The following is a 15,214-nucleotide window of genomic DNA, read 5'->3' on the forward strand; positions in this document are numbered from 1 at the left end:
TGGCCTTCTTCACGTTAGCCGGCATGAACCACATCGTGAAGTTTGTAATCGGGTTCGCATAATCGGTTGCCTTCGGCCCTTTCGGATAATATACAAATCCATATTCATCCGTCATATCTTGGCGTGTAGAGCCTTCCCAGATCTCTCCCGGCACGAATAACGCTTTCCCGCTGTTGAACACTTTCTGCGATTCGTTGTAATCTTCGAAGTTGCCATTGCGGTTCGGCATTGCCACCTTATGTGTCGTGTATAAATCGCCTAGGAATCGGAGCGCTTCCATTGCATTCGGCTCACCGAGTGTAAATTGCAGCTTGCCGTCCTTGTAATCAATAATACTTCCTGCATTCGAGTACACCGCTTGACGGGCTTGCACCGGCGCGTAGGATACAATCCCCCATTGATCGGTTGCACCGTCTCCATTCGTATCCTTAGTTGCTTTCTTGGCCATTTCCAAATATTTATCCCATGTCCACTCGCCCTTCTTCGCAAGCTCTTGCGGATCTTCCAGACCTTCGCGCTTCAGCATGGAGCGATTGAAGAATATGCCTGCTCCTGCTCCTGAATCTTCTAAGATCCCGTAGGATTTGCCTGCAAACGAGGAGAACTCCTTAATTCGCTTCGGCCATTTCGGATCGTTATAGTCGAATAAATCGTCTACCGGCAGCAAATAGCCTTTGTTCGGCAGGTTAGGAAATGCCAAATATAAATCGAGGATAACAAAGTCCGCCGGCGCTTCTCCCGATAGTGCGCCTTGTGCAATCTTCTCTGCTCCTTCGCCCCACGGTATCGTAATCCATTCAATTTTCGTATTGTATTTCTTCTCTATTTCTTTCATCCGCTTATAGCGAATATCTTCAGCATTCGATTTGCCTTCCTCTAGCCCTTTGCCCCATGTCAGGAATCGCACTGGCTCTCCACCCATATCAAACGCGGGCAGCTCCTTTTTCTCCGATTTAGGTTCTTCCTTTGGTTCCTCTTTTTTGGGTTCTTCCTTCGGAGCCTCTGTTTTGGGCTGTTCCTGCGGCGACTGAGCTGTATTCCCCCCAGAGCCTGAGCAAGCGGTGACGAGCAGCATCGTTAGTGCAACAAGCATGATTGCGAACGCTTTCATTTTAGGTTTCATTGGTATCCCCCCTGCTTATTATGAACCCTATTCATCTGCTAGATAGCGATAGACAATAACCGCTAGCCTCGATTCATCCCGGACAGCTTCTCTCTATTTAGAATGATCATCCATAATGTCTGTAAATTTTGGATGTATCCCCCTTAAGGTTATTCACATTATATGCTTTTATCTCTGGAAGCATTTTGACTATAGTTCACAGTAGTCGGCTTTTTTTCCGAAATCTCATGAAAAAATAATCGATGATCACCGCTCGATCAATAAAGTCATAAACTAAGAAAAACAAACGGAACAGAGGTAATGCCTATGATCCGACTTCGACGGCCTGTACTAGACGATGAAGCAATTATACAGCTTGTGAAGCGGGAGCTGCTCCCACACTCCCATCTGAGCGCAAGCCATGAGCAATTATTGAAGGAAATTCCTGAACGGTTGAAGGTAGGGCCCACGTATGTCGCCGTTGATCGTCACAATCGAACGATAGGATTTGTTCATGTATATGTAAGAGAAGGTACGCTCATTATCGATATGCTGGCCGTTGCTCAAGATTCGCAGCATCGAGGCATCGGAAGGCAACTAATGAGAAAAGCTGAGCAATACGGGAAATACAAGCGATGCGCCCAAGCACGCATGATGGTCGATTACGGTAATGTGCGGGCAGAACGATTCTATGAACGCAGAGGGTATCGATTCATTCGCTTTGTTCCCGCCGTGGTGTGCCATGAGATGGGAAAGAAATTGTAAGAGCGAGTAGCCCGGGCATTTGCCCGGGCTCACTGTCGACTCTTCTATGCTTAGCAGGTAACTACGCTCTTCTATTTGCAGATCTTCCTTATGTCCGCATGTTATCTATAGTATCCATATCCTCCGTAAAATCCGCCATATGACCCTGGTCCTCCGTACCCGGAATATCCATAGCCGCCACCATACGGATATCCGCTACCATAGCCTCCATAGCCGCCAAATGCAAAAGGCGCCGTGCCGATTGCCAGCAAGTCAAATAAGACAAGCGGGATAATCGCTTTCGTCTTTACTTTTTTCCCTTTGCCTTGTTCCAGCACAAGCCGGTTGCCCTTCACCTCAAGCAGCTTGCCGCTTACGACGCTACCGTCTTTATGCTGAACATAGATTTTCTGGCCGATTAAGCTTCTAGCCTGTTCTTTCGTCACACCACGCATAATACTCCCTCCTTCACCGGTGTACCCTACATGGTATGTCCGTTACGAACATACGGATTGGATATTGGCCTTGAATCTATGAATCTGTGTCACTTTACTTCGTATTGACCACGGAATCGATAATATTTTGCGCGGGCTTTTTCATTTTCTCCACTGCCGATTCAGGCGTATCCTTCCCTTTCGTAAATGACACGATGGCTTCGTTGTACATTTTCCCTACATCACCAATGCCATCATGATAGAGTGTAATATTTTTCGTAGGGATATCCATAGCAACATCCACATCCTCAGGTGTCTGGAACACCAACTCATTGCTTTCTCTTTGGTTGTCCTTCAATTTATCCCACAAAATCCAATCCTCATAAATTTGTGCTTTCTCCTTCGCCTTCTTCACATTCGCCGGCATGAACCACATCGCCATGCCTGGGTTGGGACTTGTGTAATCAGTTCCTTTTGGACCTTTCGGGAAATAAACATAGCCAAATTCATCGGCCATTTCCTTGCGGCCCCATGCCTCCCAAATTTCTCCGGTCACGAATAGCGCCTTACCAGTATTGAACATCGCCTGGGTATCCTCATAGTCTGCCATGCTGCCGTTTTTGTTGGGCATAATAACCTTGTCTGTTGCAAACAAATCATAAACGAAACGCAGCGCTTCCATCGCATTTGGCTCACCCATTGTAAAAGTAAGCTTGTCGTCCATCGTCTCCACGATGCTGCCGTTATTCGAATAGATGGCCTGACGGGTGAAAATTGGCGCATAGGATACGATTCCCCATTGATCGGTTTTTCCGTCCCCATTTAAATCCTGTGTCGCCTTTTTGGCCATTTCCTTAAAATGATCCCAGTTCCATTCATCCTTCTTCACGAGTTCATGAGGATCGGTCAGACCAAGCTTTTTCAGCATCGTTCGGTTATAATACATCCCTGCACCGGAATCAATATTCTCGACAACTCCATATACTTTATCCTTATAAGCGCCAGAGCTGCGCAGCGAGGACGGCCATTTCGGATCGTCGAAGTTGAATACATCATCGACTGTACGCAAGTACCCTTTTTCCGCTAAGCTTGGGAAGGCCAAGTACATGTTCATCAGCACGAAGTCTGCCGGAGCCTCACCAGACAATGCGCCAGCAGCAATTTTGCTCTGTCCCTCGCCCCATGGAACAACGATCCACTCAATCTTCGTGTTGTATTTCTGCTCAATCTCCTTCATTCGCTTCAGACGCTCATCGCCCGCATTGGATTCGCCTTCCTTCGGCAATCCTCCCCAAGCCATAAACTTGACGGGTTCACCACCCATATCAAAAGCGGGGAGCTCTTTCTTCTCTGGCTCTTGAACGGCTGGTGTCTCTTCCTTCTTTGTCTCCCCTTTCTTCTCGTCATTCCCTTGGCTCTGCGCCTCCTGCTTCTCCGGCTGCTTCGCTCCTTCTGTTGTTCCTCCCGCTCCGCCGCACGCAGATAAGAGCAGCATCGATAGCGTGACCAGCATAATTGACAGCGTTTTCAATTTTCTCATAAACTCAAGCCCTCCTCTTATTCTTTCCCTTCCTGTCTGCCCACTTCAAGGAAAAAATCATCGATGACATGACTTGATACTACATTCGCACCTATTGTTTTGAATTGCGATCTCTGCTGCTTCCTAGGGTTACATTATATTCAATCTGTGAAATTAACATTTTAAATATATTGCAATAAATTCGGCTTTTTGTTCTAAAACTACAAATATCCATGCAATCAAACAAAAATCCATACCAATTCTGGTATGGATGTAGTGGATTGAATCATATTCACTCTATTCTTCTTCATGAAAGAAAACTTTGTAATAATGCATGCCGCGTTCTTCATCATAGCCCTTTTCAATGAATGGAAAGCTCTCTGGCTTGAGCTTCATATCGATCCCCGTGTCTGTACGGATATTGTTCTTATGAGAGCGCTTGGCCTTCTTCAATGCAGGCTGCGAAATGGGGATTTCCGTAATCGGAGGCAGCTCATTGGCCTCCTCAAATGTTTCCTTATATGCCTTGAACAACGGTACAAGCTCAGGCTGCCCGATAACCTCTTCTGCGAATGCTTCCTCCTCGAATTGCTCATGCTTCGCAAAGTACTCCATCGTACTATTAATGAACATCAGCTTGTCCTTCTTCTCAGGGCGCTCTTCCGCAGCCGGAACGATGACATCTTCATAGAATTGCGTGCACATATCGATTGCCTTGTCCGTTAAATAATGCTCATCCTCAAGCAGCTTCACATTGAGGAAGTCCTCCATCCAATATTGTGCTGCCTCTCCGCCTTTGCCCGCTGACGTGTCAACGACGCCCAATACGTAACCAGAGTCCGCATGCACGTTCAAAATAATGCAGCCCTTGTCGAGCTTGCGAATATTAATGCCCTGCTCCACCTGAAGACCCAAGTCATCGGATGCTAGCTCATCAATTCGCATATATACATCCTTATTTTCGGACTTAAAGATCCCGATCGCATCAATACTGAAATTGTTGTACAAAATATTATTCAGGTGCACAACGTACAGCTCGCCAGCCTTAATTTGCGGATGCGAGGATTGCTCATACAAATGATTCAGCATATGAACAGACTGTTCATGGAACGAGCCCGCCTGCTGGAATGTGCGGCTCGCATAGGTATACATTTCATTCAAGGGTAACTCAGCTTCATGCTGGAACGTATAATGCATGTCAAACTTAAAGCTGGAGATAAAATATTTAAGCAGCGTCTCGCGTATGTCGTCATTCGGTATATGGTACAGTTCGTTCGATACACGAACTCCTTCATCTTTGGATTGGTTGCCCACCTTATGAATCACCATCTGGTGAATGTCCACCTTGGATAGATCGATCATGTAATTCCCACTCCTCTTCTCGAAGTCACATTCCTCTATTGTAACGAAAAAGGATAGGATTCGGAAACTACAAAATGATAGAAACTTCTCCTAGATGTATAAAAAGAGGTGCCCACTGGCGAAGTTAGTAAGGAGAGGAGGTGAATCGACCATGGCTAAGGACGTACTATGTGAAGTAAACTCCTGCAAGTACTGGGCAGCAGGTAACAAATGTGCTGCGACTTCTATCTATGTAGTGAACAATCGTGGCAAGCAAGCTGGAGATTCCGGTGACACGGACTGCAAGACATTCGAACCAAAGCTGTAAGTAGAATGGGGCGGCCGTCACGCCGCCCTTGCTAACGCACGAATTGCTTACAGTGATAATTATTCTCAACTATGGATGCGTTTATACACACATCACCTCTTCCCCTTCTTTCTCCCCTCATTCCTCTCAATCATGAATACATCGTCATACATAAGCCGCTTTCAATGAAAAGATTGTTTCTTTTTCCCGTTCGATTGTTATTCTGCTGTAAACTCTTCGATCTCTCCAAGGAATATACTATTAGAGCAGTCATCACAGAAGATCGTACACACGAAGGGATTGAAACATCGATGAAAAAAACGAAAAAAACAGTTGTTACACTTGCACTCTCCTGCACAATGATCGCGAACATGGGCGCAGCAGCTTACGCGGCCCCCGCTGCAGGCAAAGCAGTTACTCCTACTCAAACAACAGCGACTCCATTGAACAATACATATACAACAAACAAAGTTGGTCTTGGTCTTACCTTGAAACAATTGCAGCAAAGCAAAGGCAAAGGGAAAATCGAATATACAGGCAAAAAAGCAACGATGATCGAGTTCAAAGAAAAATGGTTCAATTTGAAAAATCCAGTTACTGCACAGTACATACTGGACGATAACAACAAGGTGTACCAAGTAACGCTCGTATTCGACAATGAAATGGCGAAACAATTAGCACCTCAAATTTCCAAAGAGCTGGGCAAAGCTTTTGAGCCTGCTCTGGATAAATCGGCACCTTCCGATTATACGGCACACTGGAAAACGAACAACGTATTCTTTGATCTGCAAGGCTTCGGCAAATTGTCCGAAATGTACATATCCGCAATTCCAACGCCAAAGGCAGCAAAACAGCCAATTAAAGCCACAAATAAATTTGTGCATGTCAATATGAGTGTACCTGTTCTATCGGGCTTGAAAGACAGCAAATACGAAGAGCAGTTAAATGATATTTTGATGCGTCATGCAACGAAGGAAAAAGCTGAAGTTTATGAAGCTTCCAAAAAAGCCGCTGAAGCTGCGAAAAAACAGAAAGCTTCCTTCGAACCGGCTGTGTTGAATTCTGAATTCCGCTTCGTGAAGAGCGGCAATGTCATGTCCCTGATTGCCGACACGTACAAAATCACGAGCGCAGAGGCTAACGGCGCCAGCCGTACAGACACATATACCTTCCTGAATGAAGAGAATGCGCATGCCCTGCAGCTTGGCGATCTGTTCAACAAGGATACCGATTATAAATCCCTGCTTGGCAATGTCGTTCGCAATCAAATTGCTCTGAAGAAGAACAAAGCTGATTTTAATTTCGAACAAATTAAAGAAACACAAAACTTCTATGTATCGAACGGTTACCTCGTGCTGACGTTCGACCGTTATGAAATTGCTCCTGGAGCAGATGGACCGCAAAACTTCAAAATCCAGCTTGCTTCGATTCAATCGAAGCTGTCTGACTCTTTCAAGCAGGCACTGAAGGCTTAATGAGGGCTTAAGAAGGCATAACGCCGCATCAGCCAATCGAGCACACGAACAAGCAGCAATTAGCAGCAATAAGCATACTCTAACCGCAAATTTTGTTGGACTGGCATTCCTTGTGTCAGTCCTTTTCTTTTCATGCCCGAATGTCATTTTTTTCTTCCGCATGAATGAGAGTGAACCCTTTATAATATACCTATGACTTCTTAGAAAGGGCGTAATGAAGGCTATGTCAGAACAACAATCAACAACAACTTCACTTCCTGCACCCAAACACTGCAAGGAATCCCGCGTCTTCAAGACCGGTCGTGTATTCCCCAACGATGTCAATAACCATCAGACGCTGTTCGGCGGTAAGCTGATGAGTCTTATTGACGAGACAGCATCCATCTCTGCGATGCGGCACTGCCGTCATAATGTCGTGACTGCATCCACGGATTCCGTAGATTTTCTACGGCCGATTCGTCCCACAGATTCCGTCTGCCTAGAGTCCTTCGTCACTTGGACAGGCAAGACTAGCATTGAAGTGTTCGTCAAGGTCATTGCAGAACAGCTATATACCGGCGAGCGCGTTGTAGCTGCTACCTCCTTCTTAACCTTCGTAGCACGTCATGAGGACGGCTCAGCAGCGCTTGTGCCCCCTGTTATTCCCGATACGGAGGAAGAGAAGCTGCTTCATGAATCGGCCACAGAGCGAGCAGAGCTGCGCAAGGTAAGACGTGTAGCTAGCAAACAGTTGGCGGATAAGCTAACGACGAGCAAGTACTGGGAGTAAACAACATAACACCTTTACTCATTTCCATAACGAGAATAGAAAGCAAATGATCTGCAAATGATGTTTTCTATTCTCTATATGAAAAAAAGCAGCGTTTCGAATTAGTTTCGAAATCGCTGCTTTTCTTATATCAACGCACTCTTACGCGTTAACTTTTTCTTTTGCAACTGTAGCCAAGGAGTTGAACGCGTTGATATCGTTCACTGCCAAATCAGCCAACATTTTGCGGTTCACTTCAACACCAGCCAATTTCAAGCCGTGCATGAATTTGCTGTAGGACAAGCCGTTCATGCGAGCCGCTGCGTTGATACGAGCGATCCACAATTTGCGGAAGTCACGCTTCTTAACGCGACGATCGCGGTAAGCGTACAGCAAGGATTTCATCACTTGCTCGTTAGCTGTTTTGAACAATCTGTGTTTGGAACCGAAGTACCCTTTTGCCAATTTTAATACTTTTTTATGACGACGACGTGTCGTAAATCCGCCTTTTACTCGAGCCATTTCGTATTAACCTCCCAATCGATTCGATGTTTCCGTATAATTGCTTATTTCAAGTTAGCCAATTGTTGCTTCATACGACGAACGTCGCCTGCTGCCATTACTGGGCTAGTAGCAAGAACGCGCTTCGTGCGGTTCGATTTGTGGGAAAGCAAGTGATTGCGGTACGCTTTGTAGCGGCGTACTTTACCTGTACCCGTAATTTTGAAGCGGCCTTTCAAGCTGCTGTGCGTTTTCATTTTAGGCATTATCGTTTCCTCCTCAAGTTCGGTATTCTCTTATCCGCCGCCTTCTCCTGCGCGGCGGGCCGAATTAGCTGTTCGTCTTCGGCGCCAAAATCATAATCATGCTGCGGCCTTCCAGCTTCGGTGTGCGCTCTACGATGCAAAGCTCAGTAGCTTCTTTCAGAACGCGCTCCAACACTTTCTTCCCGATATCAGCATGCGTGATTTCACGTCCGCGGAAGCGAACAGAGCATTTCACTTTATCTCCGTCACCCAGAAACTTCAAGACATTGCGGAGCTTCGTATTGAAATCATGCTCCTCGATATTGGCGCGGAACCATACTTCCTTCACATCGACGATCTTCTGGTTCTTACGCGCTTCCTTCTCTTTCTTCTGTTGCTCGTAACGGAACTTTCCGTAGTCCATGATACGACATACAGGCGGTTTTGCCTGCGGAGCCACGTTTACCAAGTCCAAGTTAGCGTCGTAAGCCATTTGCAGCGCTTCGCGGAACGGCGTAATGCCGATCTGCTCTCCAGCTGCACCAACTAAGCGAACCTCTCTTGCACGAATGTCCTCGTTAATCAAATGATCCTTGCTAATGGTGTGCCACCTCCATAATCGAATTTCCTGCATCTAACTGGTTATCGCATAAAAAAGGGATGCAAGCTCATCGAGCCCACATCCCTCACATAGACATTCTAATCTAGTGAGCACTGCCAAGGCAGTGCGAGTCATAACCAGCCAACAACATGTCGGTCAGGTGAGAAGCGTGGGCTTCTTCTTTCCAATTGCAATATGTGTTTCAAATACTTGAATAATATATCACAATGAACTGGACCAAGTCAAGCCACTGTTATTATTTTTTTACGCCTTACACTTGCTTGCCTTGCATCTCTTCCAAGCGCACAACTCGTGTATGCTCAGTGTGGCTCCATACCTTGTTGTTCTGAGTGAAGAATGCGTAGAACGTAATCGGCCACCAGGACAGCAAGAATACTGGGAATGTAATCAGAGATGCATAGATGCGCCAAGACTTGACACCTTCCAAAATTAACGCCAGTACGAATACAGCACAGGACAGCACAAGTGACACAACCGGAACCCACTCAGGCAGGTACTGGAAGAACGTTGCCACGTTTGGCCCATTGAAGAATGCTGCATCTACCCACATGAACGCCGTCATGAGGAAAGTAACCAAGACTGTATACACCGTAATTGTGTATAGCGCCATATCGAATTTCGCCAAGTTACGCTCCTTGATGCTCTGCCACAGCAGCGGGAAGAAATAACGACGCGCTACGGTAAAGTGACCTTGCATCCAGCGCAAACGCTGACGAGCCGATGCCTTGAACGTAAGCGGCTTTTCATCAAACACGCGTGCATTGTAGTTCAGCACTGGGTTGATGCCGTTTTTCACACAGCGGGCAGTGAACTCCAAGTCCTCAACCAAGCTCGTTGCACCCCAGCCCATTTCCTTCAGCAGCTTGCTCTCGAAGCACATTCCTGTACCGCCGAGGAAGTTAGCCATGTTCAAGTTCTTACGGGACAACTGCCATAGACGGTTGCAGTACCAGTATGTTACGCCATATGCGGCTGTAATCCAAGAATCCTCTGGATTCTTCGTATCGATGTATCCTTGAATAACGCGTGCCCCCGAGCACAGATCGTTGTTCATTTCAGTCAAAAAGTCTTTGCTTACCAAGTTGTCAGCGTCAAGCATAACAACTGCATCGTATTGACGCGGCATTTCCCACAGATTCTTCAACATCCATTCGATGGCATGACCCTTGCCTCGTTGATGCGGATTATGCCGTTCGCAAGCATATACGCCATGCTCTCTTACGATATCGGCTGTACCGTCCGTGCAATTGTCACAGATGACAAACACGTCGTACATTTCTCTCGGATAATCCAACGCCTTCAGATTTTCAACCAATGCTCCAATAACGGCTTCTTCATTGTGCGCTGCTACGAGCACAGCGAAGGATTTTTGCGGTTCGTATACTTTTTTCTCTTTTTTGCGGTAAATACCGAACAGCGACAAGGTAAACTGGTACACCCCAATCGCGGCCAGCAGAACCTGCAAGACGATAAATAACGTATCCACCATGCTTGGTGTCCCCCTTTTAAATAACCCCTACTTCAATTTCATTGTTGCGTCAACGAACATGGCGCTCTCTTTTTATGTATGAACGCATGCTCATCAACTCTATATATGGTTTACCCCGCTGAAAACGGTCGATCACGATTTTCTAATGTTTGCTTTCATTTGTCAAAACCTTTTATTGGCTTTCAACGCTTGAATATGAACATTATCGCCGAAGTTACTGTGCGAAGTCGCATCGAATCATGCTTTCCCGCAAGGTTATGTTATATTTTCATCCAAATGCTAAGAAATTATGGCTTTTGACCCCCTTTTCGTCAAAATTTGCTGTTCTTTCAAAGCTGATCCAGGATCCGAAAGACAATGAGAATGGAACAATTTACTTTTTTTGTGTTAGGGATATGCCCTCTCTTTATTATGGACGTATTACAACGGAAGAAAGTTTCAGGTAATGTTTATTACCCGTTTGGAATATATGGAAAACATGTCTCTGGCATTATCTTCATACAGCATTGCCAAAGATGCTAATGTATAGAACCATTACCATCCATAACCTCTGTCATAGCGGATTCACCGCATAATCCTACCGTACATGCTACACCTTTCATTATAGGGCACTACAGGAAGATAATCGAAGAAATAGGCATTCTACGTGCGTAATTCGCGATTTTGCAGGCAGTATCACTTCAAGGTAAAATAGGAATAACTTGTTGAAATGCTCGGCATTTGAAAATATGATTAAAGATGCTCTTTGAACTTGTAGCGACTTCAGATAAAATTCACAAACCCATCATCTTCTGTTAATGTTACGCTGTTACGATCATATTATTAAATACCGGATAACGGAGGAACCGACATGACCCGTGTTATCGCGTGGCTGGGTAATCGTGAGCGTCAATTATTCTTTTGGATTAATCACCGGCTGCATCACCGGAGCATGAATATTATATTGTATACATTGACCCATCTGGGCGGGGCAACCTTTACGATTGCCTTTACCTTGCTGCTTGCCTGGCTGGCGCCTAATCCATGGAATATCGTTGGCTGGCAATGTGTTGCTGCACTTGCCGTTAGCCATCTGCCTGTCGCCTTAATTAAGAAGTGGTATCCGCGTGTGCGTCCACACTTAGCATTGCCTAATATACGCACATTCCGCAAGCCGCTTGTTGACCATTCATTTCCTTCTGGACATACGACAGCCATATTCTCAGTCGTTGTCCCGCTCATAATAGCTAATCCGACTCTGTCATGGGGACTTCTGCCGATTGCATGTATCGTCGCACTGTCCCGTATGTACTTAGGACTTCACTATCCATCCGACTGTCTTGCTGGTGCATTCATCGGTACAGGCGCTGCCGTAAGCACCGTTGCTTTATGGCCTATTGTGTAATTGCGGACATCGGGTATAGTAGGGTAATAGAAATTATGATATATCTAGAAGATCGATTAAAAGGGTGAAATACCGTGCATCAAGCAATGACATTTACACTTCCTTCCGGCATCACTCTTGGTGCCGAGCACGAAGGAAAGAAGCGTATCCTGCTGCTGTCAGAGCGTTTCGGAGCTGGCCACACCCAAGCTGCCCATGCACTTGCTGTCAGCCTTCGCAAGCTGTCTCCGCATGTGCAAACTCGTGTGATGGAGCTTGGGAGCTTCCTTAACCCCAAGACAGCTCCGCTCATTATAGAAGCATATCGCAAGACTGTGCTTGTACAGCCGAAGCTGGTAGGCTTTATGTATAAGACGCAGTATAATAGATCGCTAAATCGACTGACTACAATGGCGCTGCACCGGGTATTCTACACTCATGCTATGTCCGTTATGCGCCAGCTTAAGCCTGATATGATCGTATGCACTCATCCGATCCCAAGCGCTGTCATTTCCCGATTGCGTCGACTTGGACTCAATGTCCCGCTCTGTACGGTCATTACCGATTATGATGCGCATGCAGCCTGGGTGAGTCCGGCTGTGAATCGCTATTTCGTCTCAACGCCAGAGGTGAAGGAGAAGCTAGAACTGCATGGCGTAAGCAGCGATTCCATACAAGTGACAGGGATTCCTGTCCATCCGAATTTCTGGGAGCCGCATGATGGAATGGGCAAATCATCCATCCGCGCTCGCTTCGGGCTGAAAGACATGCCGACTGTACTCGTCATGGGCGGCGGCTGGGGAATGATGGATTCGACACAATCCACAGAGCTGCTCACCCGCTGGCGCAAAGATGTACAGTTTATTTTTTGTATCGGGAATAATGAGAAACTTCGCCGTCGTATGCTGGAGAATCCTCGCTTCCAGTATGAGAATATTCATCTGATGGGTTACACCAAGGAAGTTGACCAATTGATGGATGTGTCCGACCTGCTTGTTACTAAGCCAGGCGGGATGACTTGTACCGAGGCGCTGGCCAAGGGGATTCCGATGCTCTTCTATCAGCCGCTTCCCGGCCAAGAGGAAGAGAATGCCCACTACTTCACGGAGAAGGGATATGGCGAGTCGATCGAGTCTGCACATACGATTACGAAATGGATGAATCTTCTTGTACATCATTACGATGAGGTCTCCGCACGCCGCTTAGAGCATGAGCAGAAGGCATCACGTTATCATCCTAAGGTATGTGCGGAAGCAATCCTACAAATGATGAATGTGCCATTTACTTCAATCGAATAATAGTAAAGCCGCTATCAAGCATGCGAATGATGAAGCACTGTCATCCATCATTCATGCAGAATAGCGGCTTTTTTGATCATCCATATATGATTGCGACCCGGAATTAACGGGATTTGTAAGGCTCATTGTGAGGCAAGGAAGAGCGGTACTGCTTGTATGCTTGATCCCCAACGAGCACCTCGACACGATGAATATTCATGCCTTTGCCCATAAATTTCTCTTCGTACTCTGTCATGACATGCTCTTCATTGATACCATCACGATGCAGGTTCAAGGAGATATTCCGCATTTGAAGCCCCATCTCTGCGAAGGAGTTCAAGGAAAACTCGAACAATGTCTCTGAGTCCGTTTTGAAATGAATCTCACCTGTATCGCTCAACGCGTAACGATACTTCTCAACAAGACGCGAATGAGTCAAGCGACGGCGTGCGTGCTTCTTCTTCGGCCACGGATCACTGAAGTTCAAGTATACGCGCTCAAGTTCGCCTTCTGCGAAAATTTGCTCCAAAAATTCGACATTCGCGCGCACTAGTCTCAGGTTGGACGCTTCCTGCATTCCTGCTTCTTCTCGAAATAAGCGAGCCTTCTCACATCCACGAGCGATCAACTCATCGTACATATCCACACCGATGAAGTTGATGTCTGGGTATTTCAAGCTCATCTTACTGATGAATTGCCCTTTTCCCATTCCCAGCTCAACATATATGGGGCGGTCATTTCCGAACGCCTCACTCCATTTGCCCTTCAACTGCTCCGGCTCAAGCACGACCAAGTCGGTTTGCTCTGCAAGCAGCTCTTTTGCTCCTCTTTTGCCACGTAAGCGCATGTGTACTTTCCTCCATACTGATTATGCTCCAAGCCCTTATTGTGCATGACCAGCGATAAAAAGTAAAGACGGCGATGCAGGCAAATAAGAACAACAGAGCTGCCCGCTGTCTTCGCTTTTACGGCTAAATCTGCTACAATAATACAATGGGATTGTTATCAATAAGCTTCCGTTATGGACGGCGCACGTTTTGCATAACAATCAACTTACACTGCAATTGAAAGGGCTTGTATGCCATTGGACGGCTTAATACACACACAATCGACTTCCCCCCTCTTGTGGGGAGACAAGCGGTTTCATACATGGAATTATGAGATGCGCGAGCAATTCGGAGAAAAGGTATTCAAAGTGATGCTCGATGCTGGGTTTACCTGTCCGAATCGGGACGGAAGCATCGCGATTGGCGGCTGTACGTTCTGCAGCTCGCGTGGTTCCGGAGATTTCGCTGGTCGTCGGCGCGACGATCTGGTCACTCAATTCAACACCATTCGAGACAGACAACATGCGAAATGGCCAAACGCCAAATATATCGGCTATTTTCAAGCTTATACGAATACGTATGCACCAGTGGACGTATTGCGAGATTACTTCGAAGTCATTCTTGAGCAGCCTGGTGTCGTCGGCTTGTCCATTGCGACACGGCCTGACTGTTTGCCGGACGATGTTGTCGAATACTTGGCAGAGCTTAATAAGCGCACGTATTTATGGATCGAGATGGGACTTCAGACGATTCATGAATCGACATCTCAGCTTATTAACCGCGCGCATGACACGGCATGCTACATCGAAGCCGTAGAGAAACTGCGCAAGCATAATATTCGTGTCTGCACCCACATCATCTACGGACTACCGCAAGAGACGCATAGTATGATGCTCGAGACGGCCCAAGCTGTCGCTCAGATGGGTGTGCAGGGCATTAAGCTTCATCTGCTACATCTCATGCGCAAGACGCCGATGGTGAAGCAATATGAAGCTGGATTGCTGCGCTTTCTGGAGATGGATGAGTATATCAAGCTTATCGTCGATTCGCTTGAAATGCTTCCTCCGGAGATGATCGTCCACCGCGTTACAGGTGACGCACCGCGGGACTTAATTATTGGTCCGATGTGGAGCATGAAAAAATGGGAAGTGCTCAATGGCATCGATGCGGAGCTGAAACGGCGCAACACATGGCAGGGCAAGTATTGGAGGGAGTCATAA

General features: G+C 46.5%; 16 protein-coding genes. 7 read left to right on the plus strand and 9 right to left on the minus strand.

The window, feature by feature from the left end:
* Positions 1-1,123, minus strand: a 1,123-nt coding sequence (locus tag AZ66_RS05070; RefSeq protein ID WP_044353855.1) for an ABC transporter substrate-binding protein, incomplete at its 3' end; no start/stop codon positions are given.
* Positions 1,124-1,429: 306 nt separating this feature from the next.
* Between AZ66_RS05070 and AZ66_RS05075 the strand changes: the two genes are divergently transcribed.
* A complete protein-coding gene (locus AZ66_RS05075; protein WP_021262103.1) occupies positions 1,430-1,867 on the plus strand; it encodes a GNAT family N-acetyltransferase in 438 nt (145 codons plus the stop codon).
* A gap of 101 nt (positions 1,868-1,968) precedes the next feature.
* Here AZ66_RS05075 and AZ66_RS05080 read toward each other — a convergent pair whose 3' ends face one another.
* From AZ66_RS05080 to AZ66_RS05090, 3 genes are all read right to left on the minus strand, one after another.
* Entirely contained in the window at positions 1,969-2,301 is a 333-nt protein-coding gene (locus tag AZ66_RS05080) for a hypothetical protein (protein WP_082061458.1), read from the minus strand.
* Between the two features lie 94 nt (positions 2,302-2,395).
* The gene (locus tag AZ66_RS05085; protein ID WP_044353857.1) at positions 2,396-3,820 is read right to left on the minus strand and encodes an extracellular solute-binding protein; all 1,425 of its coding nucleotides are present in this window, start codon (positions 3,818-3,820) and stop codon (positions 2,396-2,398) included.
* Positions 3,821-4,096: 276 nt separating this feature from the next.
* Positions 4,097-5,161, minus strand: a complete 1,065-nt coding sequence (locus AZ66_RS05090; RefSeq protein WP_021262106.1) for a nucleoid-associated protein — start codon at positions 5,159-5,161, stop codon at positions 4,097-4,099.
* Between the two features lie 151 nt (positions 5,162-5,312).
* Between AZ66_RS05090 and AZ66_RS30405 the strand changes: the two genes are divergently transcribed.
* The 3 genes from AZ66_RS30405 (at position 5,313) to AZ66_RS05100 (ending at position 7,691) form a co-directional block, all read left to right on the plus strand.
* Positions 5,313-5,468, plus strand: coding sequence for a DUF1540 domain-containing protein (locus AZ66_RS30405; protein WP_005548696.1), 156 nt, complete (start codon positions 5,313-5,315; stop codon positions 5,466-5,468).
* Between the two features lie 290 nt (positions 5,469-5,758).
* The gene (locus AZ66_RS29645) at positions 5,759-6,922 is read left to right on the plus strand and encodes an RsiV family protein (protein ID WP_052648401.1); all 1,164 of its coding nucleotides are present in this window, start codon (positions 5,759-5,761) and stop codon (positions 6,920-6,922) included.
* Between the two features lie 214 nt (positions 6,923-7,136).
* Positions 7,137-7,691, plus strand: coding sequence for an acyl-CoA thioesterase (locus AZ66_RS05100; RefSeq protein WP_082061460.1), 555 nt, complete (start codon positions 7,137-7,139; stop codon positions 7,689-7,691).
* Between the two features lie 141 nt (positions 7,692-7,832).
* Here the strand turns inward: AZ66_RS05100 and rplT are convergent, their stop codons facing one another.
* The 4 genes from rplT to AZ66_RS05120 form a co-directional block, all read right to left on the minus strand.
* Positions 7,833-8,192 (minus strand): 50S ribosomal protein L20, encoded by a 360-nt coding sequence (rplT, locus tag AZ66_RS05105; protein ID WP_021254461.1) that lies wholly within the window; start codon positions 8,190-8,192, stop codon positions 7,833-7,835.
* Positions 8,193-8,236: 44 nt separating this feature from the next.
* Positions 8,237-8,437, minus strand: coding sequence for a 50S ribosomal protein L35 (gene rpmI, locus AZ66_RS05110; RefSeq protein WP_005548700.1), 201 nt, complete (start codon positions 8,435-8,437; stop codon positions 8,237-8,239).
* 64 nt (positions 8,438-8,501) lie between these two features.
* A complete protein-coding gene (gene infC / locus AZ66_RS05115) occupies positions 8,502-9,002 on the minus strand; it encodes a translation initiation factor IF-3 (RefSeq protein WP_044353859.1) in 501 nt (166 codons plus the stop codon).
* Positions 9,003-9,288: 286 nt separating this feature from the next.
* Positions 9,289-10,527, minus strand: coding sequence for a glycosyltransferase family 2 protein (locus AZ66_RS05120; RefSeq protein ID WP_021254459.1), 1,239 nt, complete (start codon positions 10,525-10,527; stop codon positions 9,289-9,291).
* An 850-nt stretch (positions 10,528-11,377) separates the two neighbouring features.
* Between AZ66_RS05120 and AZ66_RS05125 the strand changes: the two genes are divergently transcribed.
* A complete protein-coding gene (locus tag AZ66_RS05125; RefSeq protein ID WP_021254458.1) occupies positions 11,378-11,911 on the plus strand; it encodes a phosphatase PAP2 family protein in 534 nt (177 codons plus the stop codon).
* Between the two features lie 86 nt (positions 11,912-11,997).
* Positions 11,998-13,188, plus strand: coding sequence for a UDP-N-acetylglucosamine--LPS N-acetylglucosamine transferase (locus AZ66_RS05130; protein WP_044353883.1), 1,191 nt, complete (start codon positions 11,998-12,000; stop codon positions 13,186-13,188).
* Positions 13,189-13,291: 103 nt separating this feature from the next.
* Here AZ66_RS05130 and trmB read toward each other — a convergent pair whose 3' ends face one another.
* Positions 13,292-14,014 (minus strand): tRNA (guanosine(46)-N7)-methyltransferase TrmB, encoded by a 723-nt coding sequence (gene trmB, locus AZ66_RS05135; RefSeq protein WP_021262110.1) that lies wholly within the window; start codon positions 14,012-14,014, stop codon positions 13,292-13,294.
* A 231-nt stretch (positions 14,015-14,245) separates the two neighbouring features.
* On the opposite strand from trmB, the gene AZ66_RS05140 reads away from it, so the two are divergent.
* The gene (locus tag AZ66_RS05140; protein WP_044353860.1) at positions 14,246-15,214 is read left to right on the plus strand and encodes a TIGR01212 family radical SAM protein; all 969 of its coding nucleotides are present in this window, start codon (positions 14,246-14,248) and stop codon (positions 15,212-15,214) included.

Origin of the sequence: Paenibacillus sp. E194 (genome assembly GCF_000935845.1) — a bacterium.
GTDB lineage: Bacteria > Bacillota > Bacilli > Paenibacillales > Paenibacillaceae > Paenibacillus_B > Paenibacillus_B alvei_B.

Coding starts and splice junctions, on each gene's coding strand:
- rplT (WP_021254461.1), bottom strand. CDS start 8,192: ATGGCTCGAGTAAAAGGCGGATTTACGACACGTCGTCGTCATAAAAAA.
- AZ66_RS05125 (WP_021254458.1), top strand. CDS start 11,378: ATGACCCGTGTTATCGCGTGGCTGGGTAATCGTGAGCGTCAATTATTC.
- rpmI (WP_005548700.1), bottom strand. CDS start 8,437: ATGCCTAAAATGAAAACGCACAGCAGCTTGAAAGGCCGCTTCAAAATT.
- AZ66_RS30405 (WP_005548696.1), top strand. CDS start 5,313: ATGGCTAAGGACGTACTATGTGAAGTAAACTCCTGCAAGTACTGGGCA.
- AZ66_RS05085 (WP_044353857.1), bottom strand. CDS start 3,820: ATGAGAAAATTGAAAACGCTGTCAATTATGCTGGTCACGCTATCGATG.
- AZ66_RS05130 (WP_044353883.1), top strand. CDS start 11,998: ATGACATTTACACTTCCTTCCGGCATCACTCTTGGTGCCGAGCACGAA.
- AZ66_RS05120 (WP_021254459.1), bottom strand. CDS start 10,527: ATGGTGGATACGTTATTTATCGTCTTGCAGGTTCTGCTGGCCGCGATT.
- AZ66_RS05140 (WP_044353860.1), top strand. CDS start 14,246: ATGCCATTGGACGGCTTAATACACACACAATCGACTTCCCCCCTCTTG.
- AZ66_RS05080 (WP_082061458.1), bottom strand. CDS start 2,301: ATGCGTGGTGTGACGAAAGAACAGGCTAGAAGCTTAATCGGCCAGAAA.
- AZ66_RS05090 (WP_021262106.1), bottom strand. CDS start 5,161: ATGATCGATCTATCCAAGGTGGACATTCACCAGATGGTGATTCATAAG.
- AZ66_RS05075 (WP_021262103.1), top strand. CDS start 1,430: ATGATCCGACTTCGACGGCCTGTACTAGACGATGAAGCAATTATACAG.
- trmB (WP_021262110.1), bottom strand. CDS start 14,014: ATGCGCTTACGTGGCAAAAGAGGAGCAAAAGAGCTGCTTGCAGAGCAA.
- AZ66_RS05100 (WP_082061460.1), top strand. CDS start 7,137: ATGAAGGCTATGTCAGAACAACAATCAACAACAACTTCACTTCCTGCA.
- AZ66_RS29645 (WP_052648401.1), top strand. CDS start 5,759: ATGAAAAAAACGAAAAAAACAGTTGTTACACTTGCACTCTCCTGCACA.